The sequence below is a fragment of the Vibrio sp. D420a genome (genome assembly GCF_030248625.1).
Classification (GTDB): Bacteria; Pseudomonadota; Gammaproteobacteria; order Enterobacterales; family Vibrionaceae; genus Vibrio; species Vibrio fortis_A.
On sequence record NZ_JAHGAN010000003.1, the window covers coordinates 15,847 to 38,029 of the forward strand.

19 protein-coding genes are annotated in these 22,183 nt (G+C 44.9%); 5 read left to right on the forward strand and 14 right to left on the reverse strand.

What is annotated here, in order from left to right; all coding sequences use genetic code 11:
- Window positions 1-79 precede the first annotated feature (79 nt).
- Window positions 80-418, forward strand: coding sequence for a helix-turn-helix domain-containing protein (locus KI743_RS03830; RefSeq protein WP_285465143.1), 339 nt, complete (start codon window positions 80-82; stop codon window positions 416-418).
- Window positions 419-486: 68 nt separating this feature from the next.
- Here KI743_RS03830 and KI743_RS03835 read toward each other — a convergent pair whose 3' ends face one another.
- A complete protein-coding gene (locus KI743_RS03835; RefSeq protein ID WP_285465146.1) occupies window positions 487-1,392 on the reverse strand; it encodes a LysR family transcriptional regulator in 906 nt (301 codons plus the stop codon).
- A 199-nt stretch (window positions 1,393-1,591) separates the two neighbouring features.
- On the opposite strand from KI743_RS03835, the gene KI743_RS03840 reads away from it, so the two are divergent.
- Complete coding sequence (locus KI743_RS03840; RefSeq protein ID WP_032553424.1) at window positions 1,592-2,311, forward strand: SDR family oxidoreductase; 720 nt, start codon at window positions 1,592-1,594, stop codon at window positions 2,309-2,311.
- Between the two features lie 85 nt (window positions 2,312-2,396).
- Here KI743_RS03840 and KI743_RS03845 read toward each other — a convergent pair whose 3' ends face one another.
- From KI743_RS03845 to ompW, 6 genes are all read right to left on the reverse strand, one after another.
- On the reverse strand, window positions 2,397-3,365 hold the full coding sequence (locus KI743_RS03845) for a sensor domain-containing diguanylate cyclase (RefSeq protein WP_285465147.1): 969 nt from the start codon (window positions 3,363-3,365) through the stop codon (window positions 2,397-2,399).
- A 144-nt stretch (window positions 3,366-3,509) separates the two neighbouring features.
- Window positions 3,510-5,213 carry an AMP-binding protein gene (locus KI743_RS03850; RefSeq protein WP_285465149.1) on the reverse strand — a complete coding sequence of 568 codons (1,704 nt, stop codon included), beginning with the start codon at window positions 5,211-5,213 and terminating at the stop codon, window positions 3,510-3,512.
- A gap of 436 nt (window positions 5,214-5,649) precedes the next feature.
- Window positions 5,650-7,563 (reverse strand): TRAP transporter fused permease subunit, encoded by a 1,914-nt coding sequence (locus KI743_RS03855; protein WP_285465151.1) that lies wholly within the window; start codon window positions 7,561-7,563, stop codon window positions 5,650-5,652.
- 74 nt (window positions 7,564-7,637) lie between these two features.
- Entirely contained in the window at window positions 7,638-8,570 is a 933-nt protein-coding gene (locus KI743_RS03860) for a TAXI family TRAP transporter solute-binding subunit (protein WP_285465153.1), read from the reverse strand.
- Window positions 8,571-8,785: 215 nt separating this feature from the next.
- On the reverse strand, window positions 8,786-10,531 hold the full coding sequence (locus KI743_RS03865; protein ID WP_285465410.1) for a choice-of-anchor I family protein: 1,746 nt from the start codon (window positions 10,529-10,531) through the stop codon (window positions 8,786-8,788).
- Between the two features lie 287 nt (window positions 10,532-10,818).
- Window positions 10,819-11,472 carry an outer membrane protein OmpW gene (gene ompW, locus KI743_RS03870; RefSeq protein ID WP_285465155.1) on the reverse strand — a complete coding sequence of 218 codons (654 nt, stop codon included), beginning with the start codon at window positions 11,470-11,472 and terminating at the stop codon, window positions 10,819-10,821.
- 398 nt (window positions 11,473-11,870) lie between these two features.
- Here ompW and glgC point away from each other — a divergent pair, with 398 nt between their 5' ends.
- A complete protein-coding gene (gene glgC / locus KI743_RS03875; protein ID WP_032553429.1) occupies window positions 11,871-13,088 on the forward strand; it encodes a glucose-1-phosphate adenylyltransferase in 1,218 nt (405 codons plus the stop codon).
- A gap of 99 nt (window positions 13,089-13,187) precedes the next feature.
- On the opposite strand, the gene KI743_RS03880 is transcribed toward glgC, so the two are convergent.
- Entirely contained in the window at window positions 13,188-14,600 is a 1,413-nt protein-coding gene (locus KI743_RS03880; protein WP_285465157.1) for a YfcC family protein, read from the reverse strand.
- Window positions 14,601-15,004: 404 nt separating this feature from the next.
- Window positions 15,005-15,625, reverse strand: coding sequence for a hypothetical protein (locus KI743_RS03885; RefSeq protein ID WP_285465411.1), 621 nt, complete (start codon window positions 15,623-15,625; stop codon window positions 15,005-15,007).
- 416 nt (window positions 15,626-16,041) lie between these two features.
- Between KI743_RS03885 and hpf the strand changes: the two genes are divergently transcribed.
- Together hpf and KI743_RS03895 are read left to right on the forward strand one after the other, a co-directional pair.
- Complete coding sequence (gene hpf, locus KI743_RS03890; protein WP_152470208.1) at window positions 16,042-16,398, forward strand: ribosome hibernation-promoting factor, HPF/YfiA family; 357 nt, start codon at window positions 16,042-16,044, stop codon at window positions 16,396-16,398.
- A gap of 199 nt (window positions 16,399-16,597) precedes the next feature.
- Complete coding sequence (locus tag KI743_RS03895; protein ID WP_150868545.1) at window positions 16,598-16,753, forward strand: DUF3012 domain-containing protein; 156 nt, start codon at window positions 16,598-16,600, stop codon at window positions 16,751-16,753.
- 210 nt (window positions 16,754-16,963) lie between these two features.
- On the opposite strand, the gene phnE (KI743_RS03900) is transcribed toward KI743_RS03895, so the two are convergent.
- From phnE (KI743_RS03900) to KI743_RS03920, 5 genes are all read right to left on the reverse strand, one after another.
- Window positions 16,964-17,767: a phosphonate ABC transporter, permease protein PhnE gene (gene phnE, locus KI743_RS03900; RefSeq protein ID WP_032553432.1), complete on the reverse strand. Its 804-nt coding sequence runs from the start codon at window positions 17,765-17,767 to the stop codon at window positions 16,964-16,966.
- On the reverse strand, window positions 17,767-18,573 hold the full coding sequence (phnE, locus tag KI743_RS03905; RefSeq protein WP_152470207.1) for a phosphonate ABC transporter, permease protein PhnE: 807 nt from the start codon (window positions 18,571-18,573) through the stop codon (window positions 17,767-17,769). The genes phnE (KI743_RS03900) and phnE (KI743_RS03905) overlap by 1 nt, the downstream gene beginning before the upstream one ends.
- The gene (gene phnC / locus KI743_RS03910) at window positions 18,561-19,331 is read right to left on the reverse strand and encodes a phosphonate ABC transporter ATP-binding protein (protein ID WP_152470206.1); all 771 of its coding nucleotides are present in this window, start codon (window positions 19,329-19,331) and stop codon (window positions 18,561-18,563) included. The genes phnE (KI743_RS03905) and phnC overlap by 13 nt, the downstream gene beginning before the upstream one ends.
- 106 nt (window positions 19,332-19,437) lie before the next feature.
- Complete coding sequence (gene phnD, locus KI743_RS03915) at window positions 19,438-20,478, reverse strand: phosphate/phosphite/phosphonate ABC transporter substrate-binding protein (RefSeq protein WP_032553435.1); 1,041 nt, start codon at window positions 20,476-20,478, stop codon at window positions 19,438-19,440.
- A gap of 280 nt (window positions 20,479-20,758) precedes the next feature.
- Entirely contained in the window at window positions 20,759-21,979 is a 1,221-nt protein-coding gene (locus KI743_RS03920) for a glycerophosphodiester phosphodiesterase family protein (protein WP_285465158.1), read from the reverse strand.
- Window positions 21,980-22,183 lie beyond the last annotated feature (204 nt).

Consider the following 22,183-nt stretch of genomic DNA (forward strand, 5'->3'; position numbering starts at 1 on the left):
GTGGTAATCTTAGGCTTTGAACTAACACTATGAATAGTAAGTACAAATCGGTTAGGTAGGTACTTTTTGGTACATCTTTATGAAAAATCAGGAAAACTTTTTTTCTAGAAAATCGGCTCCAGAACGCTCGGCGCGTATGGTAGAAACCATTTATGGCTGCAAATGGTCACTCACGGTTTATCAATTGCTAGCGAATGGCATCAATCGACCGGGTGAAATGGTGCGTTCTGTCGAAGGCTTATCGGCTAAAGTACTCAACGAGTGTTTGAAGCGAAATGTGGAGTTTGGAATTCTAGAAAAGCAGATGTTCAATGAGATACCTCCGCGCGTAGAATATCAAGTCACCCCTTTTGGTGAGAAGTTCTTGGTTATTCTGGAGCAATTAGAACAGCTGCAAAATGAAATAGATGAAATGTAGCTCTGATCTCAATACTGCTGGTGCATTCTAACCATCCACCAGCAGTCACAAAAAAGACAGTATGATCCCTAGCTCACCGACATCTCTTCAAAACGATTCTTAACAAAGTCTATAAAGGTGCGGATTCGGCTCGGCTGGTAGCGGTCACGATGATAGATTGCAGAAAAGTCCACGCTCGGTACAACCCACTCATCAAACACTTGAACTAGCTGCTGGTTGTTCAGCTCTTCCAAACAGTAGATGGTAGGCACACGAATAATACCGTTGCCCGCCATCGCCCCTTGAACTAATACTCGGCCATTCTTGCACTGCAAACGCCCATTCACATGAACATCGACAGTTTTCCTACTGTCTTCTAAAGCTTGGAAGCTCCATCTACGAACCGAGCCTGTTAAACAGTCATGCTGCGTGAGTTCTTTTGGGTGAATCGGTTTACCTTTGCGTTCAAAGTAAGTAGGACTGGCAAGAGTACCCATTTCAATGTCGAGTAACTTACGGGCGATAAAGCCTGCATCTTCCAAACTCCCCATGCGAAAGGCTATGTCAAAAGCGTCTTCAATCAGATCCACACGGTGGCTACTAAAATCTAGACTGATACTGATATCTGGATAAAGCTGCATGAATTCATTCACAAGGTCAGCAATGATCACCTCACCAAGATACCCACCAACGCAGTTCACTTTAATATCACCACGCACTTCTTCAACATCATCAACAGCAGCAATCAAGGCTTGGTCTATATTATCTAAGGCTTGCTCGCAGCGTTGGTAAAGCTCTTCACCAGCATGGGTTAGGCGCAGCGTTCGAGTAGTACGGATGAATAAGGTCACGCCCATCTGCTTTTCTAGGCTGCTTACTTGACGAGAGACATGGGAACGAGAGACATCTAACTCTTCTGCCGCTTTAGTGAAATTGCCCAAGCGCGCAATGAGAACAAATGAACGAATATCAGACAGGTTAATTTGATTGAGCATAGTCGCGATTCAGTCAGAACAAAGATGCTTTTATTGTTGCAGTATGACAACAGTGTTTCAAGTAAAGCGCTATATATCAACAATGCTGTTTTCCTTAATATACCCCCATCGCAACGAAACACGCCAATAACGCCTTGTTTCAAATGCACTTAGACAATACGTCGTCACACGACGACATAAAGGTACAGAGGAAATAAACATGAAAAAACTAATCGTAATCACAGGTGCTAGTTCAGGTATTGGTGAAGCAATCGCTCGTCGTCTAAGCGATGAAGGTCACCCTCTGCTGCTTTTGGCTCGTCGTATTGACCGTCTTGAAGCGCTAAACCTACCAAACTCTCTAGCAGTAAAAGTAGACGTAACTGACCAAGCGTCATTCGAAGCTGCGATTGCACAAGGTGAAGAGAAGTTCGGCCCTGTTGACGCACTAATCAACAACGCTGGCGCAATGCTTCTAGGCCAAATCGATACGCAAGACGCATCTGAATGGAAACGTATGTTCGATGTGAACGTGCTTGGCCTTCTAAACGGCATGCAAGCTGTTCTTGCGCCAATGAAAGAGCGTAACAGTGGTACAATCATCAACATCAGCTCAATTGCGGGTAAGAAAACATTCCCTAACCACGCAGCGTACTGTGGTACTAAGTTCGCTGTACATGCTATCTCTGAAAACGTACGTGAAGAAGTGGCTGCAGCAAACGTTCGTGTAACAACAATTGCACCAGGTGCGGTGGAAACTGAGCTTCTTTCTCACACAACATCTCAAGAGATCAAAGATGGTTACGGTGAGTGGAAAGAGCAAATGGGTGGCGTACTAGCAGCTGACGACATTGCTCGCGCAGTATCATTCGCTTACCAGCAACCACAAAACGTATGTATCCGTGAAATCGCTCTAGCACCAACTAAGCAAGAGCCATAAGATTCACGTGATAATAAACATCACGTCGTAATTGACGTTGAATAAAGAAGGGGCTTGTAACTAGGAATAGATTACAGGTCCCTTTTTATTTGCGGTTTGTTTGTTGAAAACACATTTTTGTATCTCCATCAGAACTGCTCTCTATTCTGTCTCTACCGTTGCGTTTCGCTTGGTACAGACAGTCGTCTGCTTCATGAATCACATCACGTAACCGAGTATCGCCATCTGGGGTGCTTGTGGTTACACCAATACTAACGCTTAGATATGGCATATCTATGTCGACGTCTTCGAACAACTTCATGTTACGAAGATTAAAGATGATCCACTCAGCGACTTTTCTTGCACCTTGCTGCGAGGTATTCCCTAAGAACACAATGAACTCCTCACCGCCATACCTCGCACACAAATCGGTTGGTCGTCGGCACGCCTGTTCTAGTACACTTGCGACTTTCACTAAGCATTGATCACCAAATGTATGACCACAGGTGTCGTTGATCTTTTTAAACAAATCGATATCAATCATAATTATCGATATTGGGGTGGAGTCTCTTAGGTTGATTGTCCAATGCTCGTTAGCAAACAAGTCGAACTTTCTGCGATTCGCAATACCGGTTAACGGATCTTTCTCTGACGCTAACGTCACCATGATTTCAGCTTGTTTTCTATCGGTAATGTTTTGATGGGTAATGACGAAGTAAGGAAGGTGGCTTTCGGTTAAAGGTGTGACTCTCATTAAGAACCATCGCTGCGTATCTGGGCTATGACAAGGGTATTCGTGCAAGAAGTTGGGAGTCTTTCCAGAGATCACGTTCTCGATCCCCGTTTTGACTGACGGTTCACCATCCTCGCTTGATGAGCCACAGCAAGCGAGATAATTGGTGCCTTCCCAAACAATCTCTTTATCGCCATCGTTCTCGGCACCAAAGTCTTTCCAACTCTGATTAACAAACACAATGCGTCCTGAGCCATCAATAATCGCGATTTGCTCAAGAAGTGAGTCCAAGACCGATTCAAAGAAGTCATTGGGTAGAGAGATGTCCATTTTCCCCGTCATACGTATCCTTCGTATTATCAAGAAAATAATAGCCCAAAATCAAAGAGTAGAGAAATGGCGAGTTAAAACAAAAAGGGATCTGAACATTCAGATCCCTTTCTCATATTTATATGGTGTTAAGACAGGTTACGCTTGTTGAGCGAATTATGCGTTTACGGACACTCGCTTGGAGTATGCAGTATTTGAAGGCTTATCTTTATCTGTCAATTTACTTTCAATGATCACGTCATAAGGCAAATTCAAGTTAAGTAAGTGTTCATAACGTTGTTCAATTTGGTCCCTTTTGAGCTTCAGCGTAGGTGTTAGCAATCCATTCTCAATACTCCATGGCTGTTCCACAACAATCAGGTGATCGAGCCTTTCATGAGCTTCTAATTCTCTGTTTACTTTCCTTAAGGTAGCTTTCAGTTCTTTTCGAACATGGGCTGCGGTAGTAGGTGTGCCTTCACCTAAAACAATTAATGCAATCGGCTGTTTTCGGCCAATCCCCATAACACATACTTGCTCAATATCTGGATTCCTACCTAAGCTGCTTTCAATGGGTACAGGTGAAACGTACTTTCCTTTACTCGTCTTAAACTGTTCCTTTACTCGTCCAATAATTCGCCACGAGCCATCAGCATTAAGCTCTGCTTTATCACCCGTCTTAAACCACCCCTCTTCAAAAGCGGCTTTGGTGGCTTCTTCGTTTGCGTAATAACCTGAGAAGACAGCATCCCCTTTGATCAGAACTTCACCTTCTTCAGACAATTTCATTTCGACACACGGTTGAGGCGTTCCAATTGTTCCAAGGTGCTCGAAGTCAAAAGGGACATTGCTGCAAGATAGGCCTGACGTTTCTGTCATCCCCCAACCTTCGCCGATACTGATACCGATCTTATGGAACCAAAGAAGTACTTCCGGGGAAATAGGTGCACTACCAGAACCAAATAAAACCGTGTCTTGAAGACCTAGGTTTTCCCGTATTTTACGCGCAACAATTTGGCCAATAAACGGGATTTTAAGTAGTAGCTGTAAACGGTTATTAGGCATCTTCGCTAAGATCTTTGATTGGAACTTGGTCCATAGTCTCGGTACTGAGAGGAAAGCGGTTGGGCGAGCATATTTCACATCTTCAATGAAGGTATCAATTGACTCAGTAAAAAACACTTCAGCTGGATTATAAATCGATGGAAGTTCAACCACACAACGCTCAGTGATATGAGCTAATGGCAGATAAGACATAACGCGAGTTTCCCCTGGTTGAAAAAATATCTCACTGCCAGATGTTGCTGACGACGCAACGTTTAAATAACTAAGTTCAACTCCCTTTGCCAAACCAGTGCTTCCAGAGGTGTAGATGATCGAAAAAGTATCGTTAAGACTAGGGGTGTTAATCTTTTTAAGTGGCGTCAACATCGACAGCCAAGCATGCCAGTCAAGTCTGCAATCAACTTTAGCACTAGGCATAGCTATGGTGACTAATGACTCAGGTAAAGCTTTACTGAGCTCTTTGGTATCATCAAGTTTGCCAATAAACACAGCTTTGGCGCCACTATGCTCCAACACGTACTTAATGTTGTCTGCACTTGCAGTTGGATAAATCGGAACACTAACCAAACCAGCCATCATTATTGCTAGGTCACATATGTACCACTCTGCCGAATTTTTAGCGATGATCGAGACTTTGTCCCCCTCGACTAGTCCACTATCAAGCAAACCTTTTGCGACTTTCCGAGCTGTAATATCGGCCTCAAGCCACGTATAAGTATGCCACTCTCGGTCTACTGGTTGATGAAGCCATACCTTGTCAGGATGTTGATCTACGTTGATATTAAATTGCTCTAAAGGCGTACGATAAGCTGTCATTAATTACTATCCCTAGTCATTTAAGATTGCGCTAACGAAGTGGTTATAGCGATTAATTGGCTCAGAGAAATGATGAGAACTCGCACCAGAAACCGATGAACACTTAACCACTCATGGTCTGACCACATTAATTTTGAACAACATTTAATCAACAAATATTTAACATTCGCTCTATTGGATGAGACATTATCTAGCAACAACTTAAGAATGGGTTGATAGATTTATAACTAACGGTCGTGTGACATCAATTTCTAGCTTTGCTTCGGGGTACATTTGTTGCCTGAAAATAGTCACGTTTAATAGAGAAGCAGTTTTCTCTAAATCTAAAAGTTAACTAGGTTAAAACAAGGCAATGGTTTTACGCGATTTCGCAGAAAACAAAAAGGGATCTGAACATTCAGATCCCTTTCTCATATTTATATATTGTTAAGACAGGTTACGCTTGTTGAGCGACCTCGCGACTGCGCCATTGAATCACTGTTAGGCCAATGATAATGACGATACCCAGAGGACCTAAGCCGAATGGATTAAGGAGCAACAATGGGATAGCGAGTAATGCCACCAAACGCTCTACCATGTTCAATGAGCGAATCAGGTAACCCTCAATCGCGATAGCGATGGCGACAATGATCGTCAGCGTTTGAACGATAGAGAATAGCAACGCTGGCATACCATCGTTCGGATTAACGATGCTGGTGTATGCCATCATGATTGGGATGATGAACAGGCCACCAGCAAGCTTAAATGCCTCTACCGATGACTTCATTGGATTCGCGTTTGCAACACCTGCACCAGCAAAGGCAGCAAGTGCGATCGGTGGTGTTACGTTAGAAGTCTGTGACAACCAGAATACGATGAGGTGAGCCGTTAACAGAGGCAAACCAAAGTCTGTCAGCATTGGTACCGCCATAACTGCAAGTACGATGTATGCCGCCGTAACTGGGAGACCCATTCCGAGCACCAAGGCCACCAAACTGATTAAGCCCAGTGCGATAAGCATGTAACCGCCAGAAAAGTCCATCACAAACTGAGTGAACTGAAGACCTATACCTGTCTGCCCTACTACACCAACAATGATGCCAGCGGCACCACAAGCAGCAGAAATTGGTAACGCCATTAACGCACCATTCTTCATACCTTCGATGAACTTCTTTAGTCCAATGCGACTGTGCTTACGAAGTGCTGCCGTCATTAGAATCGCACTACAACCCGCAACACCCACCAGCAGTGGTGAATACGCCATCATTAGCAGCACTGTAATAAGAATGAGGGGAATCAGGTGGTGCGCACCATCTTTCATCACTGCAATTACCGCTTCAGTTTTGCTCACAGCTTGCAGATTCAGTTTGCACGCCATCAGGTGAACATAGAGCAGAGTGCAGAAGAAGTAGAGAATCGCCGGTGCAATAGAGGCAATCATGATTTCGCTATAAGGCACACCAGTAAACTGCGCCATCACGAACGCACCTGCGCCCATAATAGGTGGCATGATCTGCCCACCCGTTGAGGCTGCAGCTTCAATACCCGCAGCTTGCTCTGGTTTATAGCCAAGCTTCTTCATCATCGGAATGGTGATAGAGCCAGTCGTCACCGTATTTGCAATTGCCGAACCTGAGATTGAACCTAAACCTGCAGAAGCCAATACTGCCGCTTTCGCTGGGCCGCCACGGTATTTACCCGCAATCGAGAATGCGAGATCGATAAAGAACTTGCCCGCGCCTGTGACTTCAAGAAACGCACCAAACAACACGAAGATGAATACCGTTGTTGCAGCAATACCGAGTGCCGAGCCAAATACGCCATTCGCAGAATAAATCTGGAACTGGATCAGCTCTTGTAAGCTGTATGCCTTAATCGCAAAACCACTTGGCAGCATGTCGCCCAATGCACTGTATGCTAGAAACAGAGCAGCAATGAACACCATCACCCAACCTACGGTGCGTCGACAACCTTCCAACAACAACGCTAGCAAAGTACAACCTGCAAACATGTCGGCAAACTGAAGGCCGTAGAATAGATGGTTAATATCGTTGTAATCAAAGATCCACAAGCGGTATCCTGCAAAGACCACCACGCCACACAAGATCACATCGATCAGCTTACCGACCACAAAGAATTTGTTCTCACGATTGGCGATCAATGGATAGTGAAGAAAGATCAATACCAACACCCAACATAAGTGGATAGGTCTGAAATAGGTCGCGGAAATGGTTGAGCTAACACCCTGCCAAATTTGAAAAACAGACAATGCCACCGCAACAACCAGTGTCAGGTAGCCCATAACATTCACCAGTTTTTCATACGGAAGCGGTTGTGAAGAAGAGTGTTGATTATCAGGGGTAATATCCATATTAATGCCTGCTGGATAAGAACGAATTGATAAAAAAGGGTAAGTGAGAGATCACTTACCCTGAGGTAGATCAGTTACTTGCTAACCGAATCTAGGTACTTTTGAGCACCAGCATGTAGTGGTACGCCTTGTAGTCGAGATGCGTTCTCTGGTGTCGTCATTTCTGCCATTTTCACCACTTTACGAATGTCGCCAATGTTCTCAAATGCAGCCTTAGTTAGGTTGTACGCCATGTCATCGCTCATGTTCGCGTTAACCACCAACACATTCCACACGCTAAGCGTTGATACAGGGTCAACCTTATTGTAAACACCTGCTGGGATGTCATAAGCGCTGTAAGCTGGGTACAGCTTCATGAAGTTTGCGCTCTCTTCGTCCGAGATAGACAGCACTTTAATATCATGAGTCAGAGCAATCTGAGTCACCGCACCTACGCCTTGGCCACCAACGATAAAGCCAACATCAATTTGACCATTTGCCAGTGCGCTAGTAGTTTCTGAGTAGTTTAGGTAAACCGCATCGATGTCTTTTTTAACGTCAATACCCATTGACTCAAGGAGTGCTGCCGACGTTACCGCCGTGCCACTTGCAGGCGCACCTAGAGAAACACGCTTACCTTTTAGTTGTGATAGAGAGTCAATACCCGAATCTTTAAGAGTGATGGTATGCACTAGGTTTGGGTATAGAGCAAACAGTGTTTTCACTGGCATTTTTTTCGGGAATTTACCCTCACCGTTATATGCATCCAGAACAACGTTACCCATAGCGATACCTGCGATCATATCGCCACGTACTACCTTAATCGTGTTCTCAACCGAAGCCGCGGTGACTTCTGCTTTGGCATTCACATCTGGCACGTTTTCAGACCAAACCTTAGCCAGCGCGCCACCGAATGGATAGTAGATACCACTTTGACCACCAGTACCGATTGAGTAGTTTTCGGCACTTGCCATTGCAGGCAAAATCGCGAATAAAGCCACTAATAAATTACGTTTAAGCACAATCATCTCCTTGATTATTAAACCGTAATTAGATCTAAACCTAGCTACAGATTTTATTTACTGATCGTTTTTTGAACCGTTTAAAACATTACTCTGCGACCGAATATTGTGCAATAAATTACAGTGCAAATGTGAAGCAAGTGTTAAATCGATCACTTATCAATAAAAAAGGGCAAGCCTAAGCTCACCCTTCTATTTTCAACAAATATTATAAGTTGAGATTAAAACTCGATTTGAAATACCGATGTTGTACCACTCACTTCGTTTCCAACTGCAATGAAGTGTTGACCAGAACGACTGAAATACTTGATGGACTCAGGACCTAAATCCCCTGCCTTTGAGCTGTAAGTGTCGTTGTCACAATCACCATCTTCATCAACCTCGGTACATACAGGTTGTGAGAAATCGCGATTGTTAAGGTAACTAATGAAGCGACTCTCTTTCGGGTCGGTAACGTCGTAAACCATAATGCCGCCATGACGCTCTAGGCCGATAAAGGCATAGTGCTTACCATTGATGTTAGCCACTTCAATGGCTTCAGGTTCGACACCTTTATCATCACTGCGATCATCGCCACTCATGTTGTTGTCATTGGTACTATTAAAATGTTCTGGTTGCTGTTGATAAACAATTTTCGCAAAGTCGTCACCGCTATCAAACACCAACTCGCCAGCTTCATTCCAGATAGAGAATGAACGAGAACCAAACGCTTGAACTTTTTGATCAGCTTGCAACGTTTGTTGTGGCTTAATTACTTTTAGACGAGCCAGTCGTTTGTTGTCTTTAAGAGCTTCAGCCAACGGGTGGTCATCAGCAACATCCAGCTTTTTACCACGAACTTCATCGACGTAAGCGATACAGAAGTCTTCTTCAGTCGCATACTCGGCAGTACCTTGGTAATCATCCCCATCCCATTTATAGCCAAGCTCATCACACATTTTTTGTGTCGTATCGATGCCGTATTCTCGACCATCCCCTTCATTGGCAGTCAGGATGTAAGTTTCACCATTAACGCTGTAACTCGCAATGCTGTCAGGCATGTACAAACCTTCTAGCATCTCATAGCTTTTGAAGTGACCGAGTTTCTTGTCTTTATTAGACGCATCAAGCTCAAATTCAGCCCATGACTTACCGCCCAGTCCGAAGATGGCATCAACGCTTGCCGATTCAACATCGATCGCTGCGAGTGCATTGTTCTCTTGTAGAGCAACATAAAGCTTGCCGTTGTCAGAAAAAGTTAGGTATTCCGGCTCAAGGTCTTGAGCTACGGTTGCGTTCGGTGCAGAGATACGGACCTTGTCACTCAGTTCGCCATGGCGCGCTTGTCCTTGGTTAAACGCTTTGAAATCAATCTGCGTAACCACTGCATCTTGTGGGCCGTTAAGCAGATCGATAAGCGTCACGCTGCCCTCAGGGTCGACGGTGTAATCCGCGTTTGGCTCGCCTTCGTTAGCTGTTGCGATGTAACGACCATCTTTTGAAAAGCTCACCATATCCGGCAAAGCGCCCGTACCGTACGTAGTGATAAGTTCCAATGTATCTGAGCGATAAAGTGCGACTAAGCCATTTTCCTGCTTGTCTGCGTTTTCGATAGCAACCGCAACTAAACCGTTGTGTGTAGAGACACTGTTTGCTGCGCCGATATTAATACCGGAAGCCTGAGCGGCTGACTGTAGATCAATCGAACCCTCGCTGGTCGGTTTACCACTTTCATCCAAAGCGAGTACATCAACCTTTTTCGCTTGTGCATTTACAACGTACAGCTTATCGATACACGCATCGTAGCTCACAATCTCAGTCGCAGACGTGTCAAAAGGAGCATTGGCAACTGACGTTCCGATAAGGCGAAGCCCTGTCACTTCACCCGAGGTCGAAGTTGGTGGCGTCGAAGTCTGACACTGATAACCAAAAGCAACGGGGGCCGAGAAAGCAGCATCTAGGTTTGGTGTTGATTGCGAACAACCCATCAGCGCAAGCGAAACAGAGATCGAAGTGAAGAGTTGAGTGGTATTGAGATTAATTCCAGTGAGTTTTGACACGTGCTTTTTCATATATCCTCCATGAGCGAGAATCGCAATGCTAGAGGGCTTGTATGACAGAACGCAGACAGCGAGGTTACCAGAAGGTTACATTGATAGATCAGTTATGTATTTATTCAGTCGCGACCAAACAAAAAAACGCCCAAGCTGGCTGGTGCTTGAGCGCTTAAAGTTAAAGCGATGGACTAATTAGAACGACTTAAAAGCGCGTCAAATTAGAAGTTGTAACCACCACCGATCATGAATACCCATGGGTCGATATCTACGTCAGTAGAGTATTGTGTAGTTGTAGCACCTACTGTCTGTTTGTACTCAGCAGTAGTACTGATATCTGCATACCAAATCGAAGCATTCAAGAACCAATCATCATTGATCATGTAGTCCATACCAATGTTGGCAGCAAGACCCCAAGAATCATCCAAAGACAAATCGCTTAGACCAGCGCCTTTACCCGTGCCATTCAAAGATTCATCGAAGAATACTGTGTAGTTGATACCCGCACCAACGTATGGACGGAAATCGCTCTCAGAATCACCGAAGTAGTATTGAACCATGAACGTTGGTGGAAGGTGCTTAGTATCAGCTACTTCACCAACACCGTTTACAGAGATACCGTGAGAAAATGGAGTCGCTGCTAGTACTTCGAAGCTGATATTATCAGTAAACATGTAACCAAGCGTTAGACCTAGTTGCGTGTTTGAATCTACTGAAAACTCTAGAGCAGAGCTACCTAGAACGTCACCGCTGCTGTCGTTTGGAGATACGATTGCAGCGCCTGCACGAACGATGAAATCGCCTTCGCTGTGAGCAAGAACGTTAGCAGACATAAGGGCTGAAAGAACCGCAATACCACATACTGTTTTTTTCATTATTATTTCCTTTTGTAGGGCTTACTTATTGATGAGTCAGTAATCATTTCTTATTTTGCGTGCAAGGTATCACACAATAACCCCACATTATTGATGGAAATCAATTTGTGAAAAGTTATGAGTATTTATATAAATTTATTTAACCCCGATCACTCTATTCACCCAATTTATTGACACTTTTGTAATGCGACTTTTCCGTGCGTCATTTTGTTAATTAATTATGCTCGCTAGATCTGCGCACTATATTGGTGCAAAAACAGACCTTGCTACCATCACCTGTTCCGTATTGGTGCACAAAACCCTATCAACCTGCTTTCACCTCTAAAATTCAACAACTTACATATGGCGCAATGCTTGCAATAGTCTTGGCATAATCATAAATACATTGAGGTTCTGACATGCAAGACACTCTAACTATCGTCCTCGCAGGCGGCGTAGGTTCTCGGCTTTCCCCACTTACAGACAACCGCGCCAAGCCCGCTGTCCCGTTTGGTGGCAAATATCGAATCATCGACTTCACGTTAGCAAACTGTTTACATTCTGGTTTGCGACAAATACTCGTGTTGACTCAATACAAGTCCCACTCTTTACAGAAACACCTGCGTGATGGCTGGTCGGTACTCAACCCAGAGCTTGGCGAGTTCATCACCAATGTTCCTCCTCAAATGCGCACTGGAGACAGCTGGTACAGCGGCACGGCTGATGCTATCTATCAAAACTTGTATCTACTCTCTCGCAGTGAAGCGAAACACGTCGTGGTGCTATCTGGTGATCACATCTACCGCATGGACTATGCGCCGATGTTAAAACAGCACAAGCAGACCGAAGCGGACCTAACGGTAGCGTGTATGGAAGTGTCGATTGATGAGGCGAAAGAATTTGGGGTAATGGAGATTGACGAGTCTCATCAGATCCAAAACTTCACCGAAAAACCAAGATACCCAGCCTGTGTTCCGGGTAGGCCGACGAGAAGTATGGCTTCGATGGGGATCTACATCTTTGATAAGGAAGTACTGACTCGCGCTCTATTAGACGATGCGGAAGATCCAAATTCGAGCCACGACTTTGGTAAAGATATCATCCCAAAACTCGTGAACAATCAGAGTGTTTATGCCTATAAATTTGGTAGCGAAGAGGGTCGAGTCACCCAAGACGCATACTGGAGAGATGTCGGTACAATTGACTCCTACTACCAGTCCAATATGGATTTACTTAAGCCAGTATCCCCTATCGACCTTTATCAACCAGATTGGGCGATTCGAACCTATGAACCGCAGCTTCCCCCAGCTCGAACCATAGCTTCTGTCGAGGGCAATCAAGGCATCTTTATCAACTCTATGATTGCCAATGGTGTGGTGATTGAGGGCGGGTCTGCTCAGAACTCTATCTTCTTTCCAAAGGTGAAGGTCGAGAATGCGGCCATTGTTATCGATAGCATCTTGTTTGAGAATGTAGAGATTGGTAAGAACTGCCACATTCAAAATTGTATTATCGACAAGCATGTGAAAGTGCCCGCTGGAACCGTAATTGGCGTCGATAGCAAAGCCGATGCTGAGCGATTTCATATTTCAAAAGAGGGTGTGATTGTAGTGCCTTCTTCGTATCGTTTTGACTAGCTCTTAACGTTTTGAGCAGATCTTAAAATGTAAACTGAGTACTTCAAACACGAAAAAGGCAGCGATTAAGCTGCCTTTTGTCTATCAAATCAAACCCGATTAGAACGGCCCCAATTCAATCATCTGAGCGATAACCACAGAAATCAAAGCACCCACCGACCAGAATAGGAACAGTGGTAGGAAGAAGCGAACCCACTTCGAGTAAGATACTTTTGCAATCGCTAGTACCGCCAGCAAGCCGCCGTTGGTTGGGTAGATGTAATTCGAGATACCGTCACCCAATTGAGAGGCAAGCGCCGCCACTTGGCGCGTTACCTCACCAATATCCGCTAGAGGGATAATGATTGGCATGGTAATCACAGCCTGACCACTGCCCGATGGGATGAACAGGTTGATCACGGCTTGTGAAAAGTAGATACCTGCGGCCGCCACCAGCTTCGAGCTACCCGAGATGATTTGCGCTAGGTAGTAGATAATAGAATCGACAATCTTCGCGTCTTCCATGATCGTCAACACCGAACGAGCAAAGAAGATGATCAACACTGCCACAAGAACATCGCTCACGCCGCGTGTCCAATATTCACAGATCTTATTCGGAGACAGACCTGCCACAAGACCTGGAATGATTGCCATTGCGACAAACGCACCCGCGATTTCAGTAAAGCCAAAGCCCATCGTCAGCGTACCGAAAATCATATAGGCAAATACACCTAGGAATGCCACACCCGCCAGCTTTTCGCGCGTGGTTAGGGTTTTCGCTTCAACGTTAGACTCGTAGTGGTAACCCGTACCATGCAGTAGTCCTTTGGCTGGGTCTTGCTTAACTTTACGTGCGTAGTTCAAAACATACCAAGCACCTGTAAGGAGCATGAACATACCGACAATAAAGCGGTACCACATGCCTGAATACATTGGCAGCTCTGCAATCGTGTGTGCAATGCCGGTAAAGAATGGGTTCGCTAATGCTGCAGCAAAGCCTGCACAACTGGCCAAAAGAACCACACCTAGTGCTGTAATCGCATCATAGCCAAGCTTGATACAAATAGGGATCATCAATGAGATGAAGATAACGTCAAGCTCACGCATACCTGTGAAGGTCACGTTGAAAAAGATCGCGGTCATGATCACTGGCGCGATCACGTACAAACCTTGCTTTTTCAACTTACTGGTTAACGCAACAACGGATGCATCGAGTAAACCCATATGCTTGATGATACCGAAGGCACCACCCACAAATACTACAACGCCCATTACGCCAGAAGCAGACTTGAAGCCTTTAAAAAATGATTCGAAAAATGAGGCTAATGTCGTTGGGTTATTGCTAAGTAGTGTATAGCTATCTGGGTCTATGACCGTTCGACCGTTCATTACTACACGTTCAAATTCACCTGCTGGGATAAAGTAGGTTGCAATCGCTGCAACGATAACCATGATGACCAGAGAGAGAAACGGGTGGTTCACCTCTTTTTCATCAGCAGATACAGGTACGGATGAAGATACCGTAGATGTCATATAAGCTCCTTACTTGTCAGCTACTAGCAACGCCTAGCAGCAAGGATTATTTTTTGGAAAAACAAAACCCTTCACGCCAACAAAGTTAGCGCTAATGCGGGGTGTTTAATAAAGGTCTTTGATAGATGGGGCTCTCAATGCACATGAATGAAGTAGTCTGAGCTACTTTCTTGCGTCCGAGCAGAATGCTGGTGTTCAGCCTAATCGCTAAACTGGTGAGGACATTACCCGTAAAGGCGGAATTGACCGCGTAGGTAATGCGTATTTTATCAATTACAAAGACAAGCGGCGCATAATAGCATAAAGATCGGTAAAGCGGGCTAAAAACGTGATGTGCATCTAACTTTTATCTCGATACAAAAAAGCCCCGCTAGAGCGAGGCTTCAAAGTAGAGGAAATCTCTTTTATTTCGGCGCTAGTTCACCGCTCTCTACCAATTCGTCGCTCTTTACCAATTCATAATTCTCTGCCATTTCATGAGGTGCGATTCCATATTCGTAGTCGGCTAGGAAACCATCCTTATACACCTTCATGCCTTTATCATCCCAGCTCACTTTGATGATCGCTGTTGTGCCATCTTCACTGCCCATTAGCTTCAGCATATCGGCATCTATTTTAATCGCTTTGATGGTTTTAATACGCTTGAATGGCTTAAATTCGGTGGTTGAAGTTGGCAGTTCACCATAGCTGCTTACCCAACTCTCTTTTGGCACCAACCATTGATTATAAACATCGCCCACAATCGGCTTAGGCATACTTGCAATCACAACACCATCTGTCATGACATTATTGGTTTCCAAGCTATAACCACCTTTGCCATCTGACACATAAGTCGGGAAATCCGCGCCGATTTCAGACTCAGCAGGTAAACGACCAAGGGTGACAGATTTTTTCACGTACAACTCAGCGGTCTCAAACTTTTGCATGATTTCAGGGATTGCTTGAAATTCTACTGGGGCAGCAAACAGATTAAATGACACGGACATAGAAGCTGCGAGTGCAGCAAGTTTTAACGGCATAGACATAGTCAGAAGATCCTCAATGAACAGTGCGCCTACGATAAACCGCATAAAGTACGAGTCAACAGATTGCTGAGGGAAATATCAAGAGCTGTGATATTGATTGAAGGTTTTCGAGCTCGAAATAAGAGCAAAGTAAGCAGTTGTATAAAAAGTGACTAATATTGAGAGTAATTAGCTTGAAGGGATAAATTACTGCGGCAGAGAACCAAATTAGAGTAATTCGTCAGGCATGATGCAAAATTAAACATGTATCAAAATCACGAGACATAATATGCGCACGGTTTTGGTGAGTTTCAAGAGCCAAACAACAGATTATTTGATAACACTGAACTCAATCACACATGTGTATTTCCGCTGTTGGTTAATCTAACGGATGTTTGCTACGTTTAAATGACACAGTCATTGGAAAGGTATGATTTATGAAAGTAAACGTTCAAACACATCACGTATCAATTAACGACGACTCACGCAAAGACATCGAAGGCAAGTTCGATAAGATTGCTAACCACTTTCCATCACTGATCAGCTGCGACATCATCATCACTAAAGAGCACAACCAACATCAAGTTGAGGTATTCACAAATTACGAAGGTGTGCGTGTAACAGCCAAAGCGACAGACGATATTATGTATCCTGCCGTAACCGCAGCAATCAAGAAACTTGAAGCAGGTCTGAGTAACAGAAAAGGGCAATTGAAAGCCGATCTTCACGCTAAACCGACCAGCACTAAGCCAGAAATCGCGTCTGACATCATTCAAGAGATGAAGCTAGTTTAACTTGGCACTCTTTCATCTTATAAGGTGAATAGATAAGGAAAACAGAATATTAAGAGCCAGCCAATGTGCTGGCTTTTTTGATCGAGAAAGAAAATAGCCTCAAAGATTTAAACCATACAAAGTGTTGGTGATATCACAAATTGCAAGTAGTATGGAATCCACTATCGTTATGGAACAATGCAATATAAGGATGTTTATTATGAAAAAGATCGCGCTGGTACTTTTCTTAGCAAGCCAACTGATGGCCTGTACAGAGGTCGGCAGTGAAGCTTGGTGTACCGATATGAAAGAGAAACCAAAAGGCGACTGGACTGCAAACGAAGCCGGAGACTTTGCTAAGCACTGCGTATTCTAATCCCTGTCATCAGGATAGCTGATTGCATTAAAACTTATCTTACTAGACCAAAGCTTATCGCACTCGAACAAAGCTAGCTGAACGGACAAAACGCTGAAAATGAATCTAAAAAAACGACCCTAGGAAGACCGAGACTCCTAGGGTCGTTTGAGCTTAATATTGCTAGACAAAAGCTCTCAATCACACAGTTTTACGTTAGGGAATACGTCATTAGATCAGTTTGTTACGAATATGAATCACAACGGCTTCCGCGATGATCACGACCGCAAAAATACTCACCAGTACCATTGATACCTTCTGCCACTCAAACAAGTTTTGAGCATCATTCAATACCACACCGATACCACCCGCACCTACCAAGCCAAGCACGGCAGATTCACGAACGTTAATATCCCAACGGAACAGAACAATCGAGTAGAAAGCGGGCATGACTTGTGGCCAATAGCCTTTTAATAGAACACTCATCCAAGACGCACCAGTTGCACGTAAGGCTTCAATTGGCCCCATGTTCACTTCGGCAATGGCTTCCGCTAACAGCTTCCCTACAAAGCCTACACTGCGGACGGCAATTGCCATAATGCCTGCAAGAACACCGGGGCCAAACAGGGCGATGAATAGCAGAGCCCAAACTAATGAGTTCACTGAGCGTGAAGACACTAGAAAGAACTGAGCAATCCAATTCAAGCTTTTGTTTGGCGTAATATTTGGCGCATTCAACAGCGCTAAAGGTATCGCAAAAATAAGAGTAAACAGTGTGCCGAGCGTTGCGATGTGCAGCGTCTCGATCATCGCATCATGAATGGTCGTTGGATAAAACCCATAATCCATCGGTAGCATGCGTTGAAACATATCCGCAAACTGCGCAGGCGCGTCATACAGAAACTCAGGAATCACTTCCACTGTTTGCCAAGACCACACAATCGCGCTCACCAAACTCAGATAAATGGCGAATCGAGCGATGCGTTCATTAGGAGTAAATCGCTGCCACTCTCTATCAATAGATGCTGTTGTCATCAGAAAATTCTCCTAACGATGTTGGAAAGAAACTCACCTACAAGAATCAAAGCGATAATGGTGATCAAAATAGCCGCTACAAAATCGTAATCGAAGCGCTGGAATGCCGAGAACAGTGTGCCACCCAGACCACCCGCACCAACGATACCAACCATGGTCGAGTTACGTAAATTCGAGTCGAGCTGATAGCTAGCAAAGCCGATAAAGCGAGTGAACACTTGCGGCATTACCGCGTATAGAATCACACTCACAAAGCTTGCCCCAGTCGCTTTAATAGCTTCGACTGGTTTGAAAGAGATCTCTTCAATCGCTTCTGCAAACAACTTGGCAATGAAGCCAATTGAAGCGAACACGAGAGTCAGGATCCCCGCCAATGCGCCGAAGCCCACGGCTTTTACGAATAGAATCGCAATGATTACTGGGTGAAAAGAGCGACATAGCGCGATAAAGCCTCGAATTGGCGTTGATACAATCGATGGCATCATGTTTCTTGCTGCTAATAAGCCCAAGAACAGAGAGATAACGATGCCGAAGAAGCTCGAAATAATCGCTATCTGCAAGCTCTCCGCCAAACCACTTAACAGTAAGTTTGTGCGTGAAAAATCGGGCGGAAACATGCGTGATAGTAAACGCTCACTTTCGCCAAAACCGATAATTAGTCGGTCAAAGGTCAAACCCAAGGTCGAAAAGCTATAGAAAAGGTAAGCGACGATCGCCACCACAATCGCACGGTTTGTCCACGATGCCTTAAACGGATTCTGATATTGAGTCTGCGATGTCGATGAGTTTGTGGTTAATCCAGCCATGACTCACCTCCGTAGATGATCTTAAGGTCATCTTCTGAGATACCTTCAGGGCTGCCATCGTAATGCACCTTACCGTTACACATACCTATGATGCGTTTCGCATAACGCTTCGCTAGGCTCACATCGTGAATGTTAACTAGTACCGGGATATTTTTCTGCTGTGCGAAGGTTTCCATCAACTCCATGATTTCTACCGCTGTTTTAGGGTCAAGAGATGACGTTGGTTCATCAGCCAATAAGATGTATGGGTCTTGCATAACAGCACGAGCAATACCCACACGCTGTCTTTGACCGCCAGATAAGCTGTCTGCACGCTGATTAGCGAAGTCTTGAAGGCCAACAAATTCTAGTAGTTCGAAGGCTTTTGCAAGGTCTTGTGAAGAGTAGTTACGACGCCACGCATTCCAAGCCGTCATGTAGCCTAAGCGGCCACTCAGCACGTTCTCAATAACAGTCAATCGCTCTACTAGGTTGTACTCTTGAAAAACCATACCGATGTGACGACGCTGTTTACGCAGCGCTTGTCCCTGCAGTTTTGTCAGGTCAGAACCATCAAAGATAATCTCACCCTTACTTGGATCATTTAGACGGTTGATACAACGAAGCAGTGTACTTTTACCCGTACCTGATGGGCCAATGATGGCGATGATCCCTGGTTCATCGATGTCGATGTTGATTCCTTTAAGGATCGGCTTTCCTGCTACGTATTCGTGATACAGGTCGTTGATCTTAATTCCGTCATAGCTAGCTACGGCCATACTGCGTTTCCTTGTGCAAATTTAAAATGAGCGATGCCCTACCCGTGAGGGCATCGACTTAAAACAACTTATTCAGTGAATAAGTGAAAAGGGTATTAGAGAGGAGTTACTGACTGTTTGCTTGTTTCGCGAGCTCAGCTGCTTTTTTCTTCGCGCGTTTCGCCGCATCTTTTTCCGCAAGCTTTTTCAGACCCGCTTTGGTGTAAGCGGTACCGGTTGCATGAGCGATATCACGAATCACGCCCCACTCTTCTTTGTAAGAGATAGGAGAGAAACGGTCAGCGCCTTTGAATGCTGCACTCATTTCTGGTGTAAAGCGGTAGCTAAAGAACGCTTCGTTGATCTTATCAACAAGCTCTGGTTTAAGGTTGTAAGCGTAGCCAAATGCTGATGTTGGGAAACGTGGGCTGCGGTAGATGATTTTAAGCTCAGATGCATCTACGCGTCCTGCTGCAACCATGCGGTCGTAAACATCAGAGGCGACAGGTGCTGCATCGTAGTCTCCGTTGTATACACCCAAAATAGATTGGTCATGCTTACCCGAGTAAAGCACCTTGTAGTCTTGGTCTGGTACTAAGCCTTTTGCAGGGAAAAGTGCACGTGGTGCAAGGTTGCCAGAGTTTGATGACGCAGAAGTATGCGCAACCTTTTTGCCTTTCAGATCAGCCATCGTCTTGATGCCGCTGTCTTTACGCACGATAGTGATTAGGTTGTAACCTTGGAAACCTGACTCATCACCTTTCACCGCGATTGGTACATAACCCGCTAGGTTAACCGCGTAGCCCGTTGGACCTGTCGAAAAACCTGCAACGTGCAGACGACCAGAGCGCATCGCTTCCACTTGTGCAGAGTTTGAGTGCACAGTGTAGTAAATCACGCGCTTACCTGTGATCTTACTTAGGTGCGCTTGGAAATCAGCAAATGCATCTTTATACAAGGCTGGGTCTTCTACAGGAGTGTAGGTAAACACGAGCGTACTCGGGTCATTCCACTCATCTGGATTTTTAGGCGAGTCTGCCACTAAATCTTGGTTTTCATCACAGTATCGATCGTCTAACACACCACGGCTAGAGCAGTCGTTTGCCATAGCCATTGAAGGAAGTAGTAGGGAGCTAGCGATTAACAGTCCTTTAACACTGATTTTCATATTCAAACCTTACTTTTACTTTTTGTTGAGGGTCGAACCTCTTATTGCACCCTTTGTGCCAACTATTATTTTATTTATTTTCAACAACTTAAACCAAGCCCAATTTTGATCGATTGGATTTGAGTCATTTGTGTCCAAGCAATTAATATGAATTTGGGTCACTTTTGTCCCACGCTTATCAAGCCAAAAAAAGAGCCCGAAGGCTCTTAAAAAACAAATTGAGATTGTCCAATCACAGAGACAGGCAGCTCACTTCATACCGCCCATCTCACCGACTCACTTAGGCTTTTGGTGCCATGCAGTTAGCGTAGTAGGTCGTTGTCGCAGGCCAGTCACTGAATACACCCAACACTTCGACGTCTTGCGCTAGTACGTCGAGCATCTTCATCATATCGCCATCGTTGTTGATGCCTTGCTTGACGCTTTGGTAATACCAACCACCACCTTGGGCTAGTGGACCTGAACGCTCAAGTGTCCAAGCAATAATGTCTAAGTCAGCTTGCTTCGCCAGTTTAGCGTAGTCAGACGCTACAATTTGGTTGTCTTTATCAAGCTCAACTAGAGCAAACAACGGCGGTGCGATGATGTTTACACCCGCTTTTTGTAGCTCTTTCATGTTCTCAATCGAAGCAACGAAGTCTGCTTGTTCATACACTCGATCGTCTAGATACACCGCTTGTTCACCAAACTTAGGGTTCTCTTTGATCCAGTATTTAACGTCATCCAGATTGAATGACTGTAGGTAGGCTTCAGACGCATCAAAGCCAGCAGCCTTGACTTCATCCACCAGCTTTTGAGCATACATCTCTTGGCTAAAGCCATTGAATGGCATCTCGACAGCTGCTGATTTCAGCTCCGGTGTCACCTTCACGCCATGTTGCTTGAACAGCGCTGCACTCTCAGCATGGGTCATCAAGGTACCGCTTTGGCTATAAAGATCAGTTCTCCAGCCAGGCGTGCCATTCATGTACTCTTCAACCGTGGTTGCTTTAGGGTTCGCACCGTCCATTTTCCCTTTAAGAGTCTTAAACTCCGCCAAGGTAAAGTCTGTAGTGCGACACTCCACCTGAGCGTTTTCTCCCGTTGCAGGGTTAGCTGGTTTAAATGGAACCGTACATTTCTTCGCAAGCTCTGGATGAGCCAATACGTCCGTCGTGGTGTGCAGATCGTTTTGTGAGTGACGGCAGACAAGCTCTTTGTCTTTGGTAAAGGTCACATCACATTCCAAGATGCCAGCACCCATCTGAATCGCAGCGAGATAAGACTCTTTGGTATGTTCCGGAAACTGCATTGGTGCACCACGGTGACCAATCGAGAAGTCACTGCGCTGGAAAGGCCCTTCACTACAACTCAATAGCTTAGTTTTCAGCGGTCCTTCGTCCATATTGTTAATTAAAAAGAGGGGACGAGGTCCAAGGTTGGCAGACTCTTGCGCTGCCCATGCTGTCATCGAACTCACGCCGAGTATTAAAGCAATTGAACCTTTCAGAATTTGCTTCATGTTTGTATCTCCTTGCAACAAGCAATTATTTTTTACTTTCCTTAATTTGGCCATTCAGTCTCCACCTTAACGCTTCCGCTCATCAATAAAAGATACGGATGCAATAAGGAGACTGATAGCCTGCCTGCGGCTTAAACCATAATGCTTATACGCAGCAATGGCTTTATGCCGCAATGGTTTAGTGCAGGCATTGTGCCAAATGTT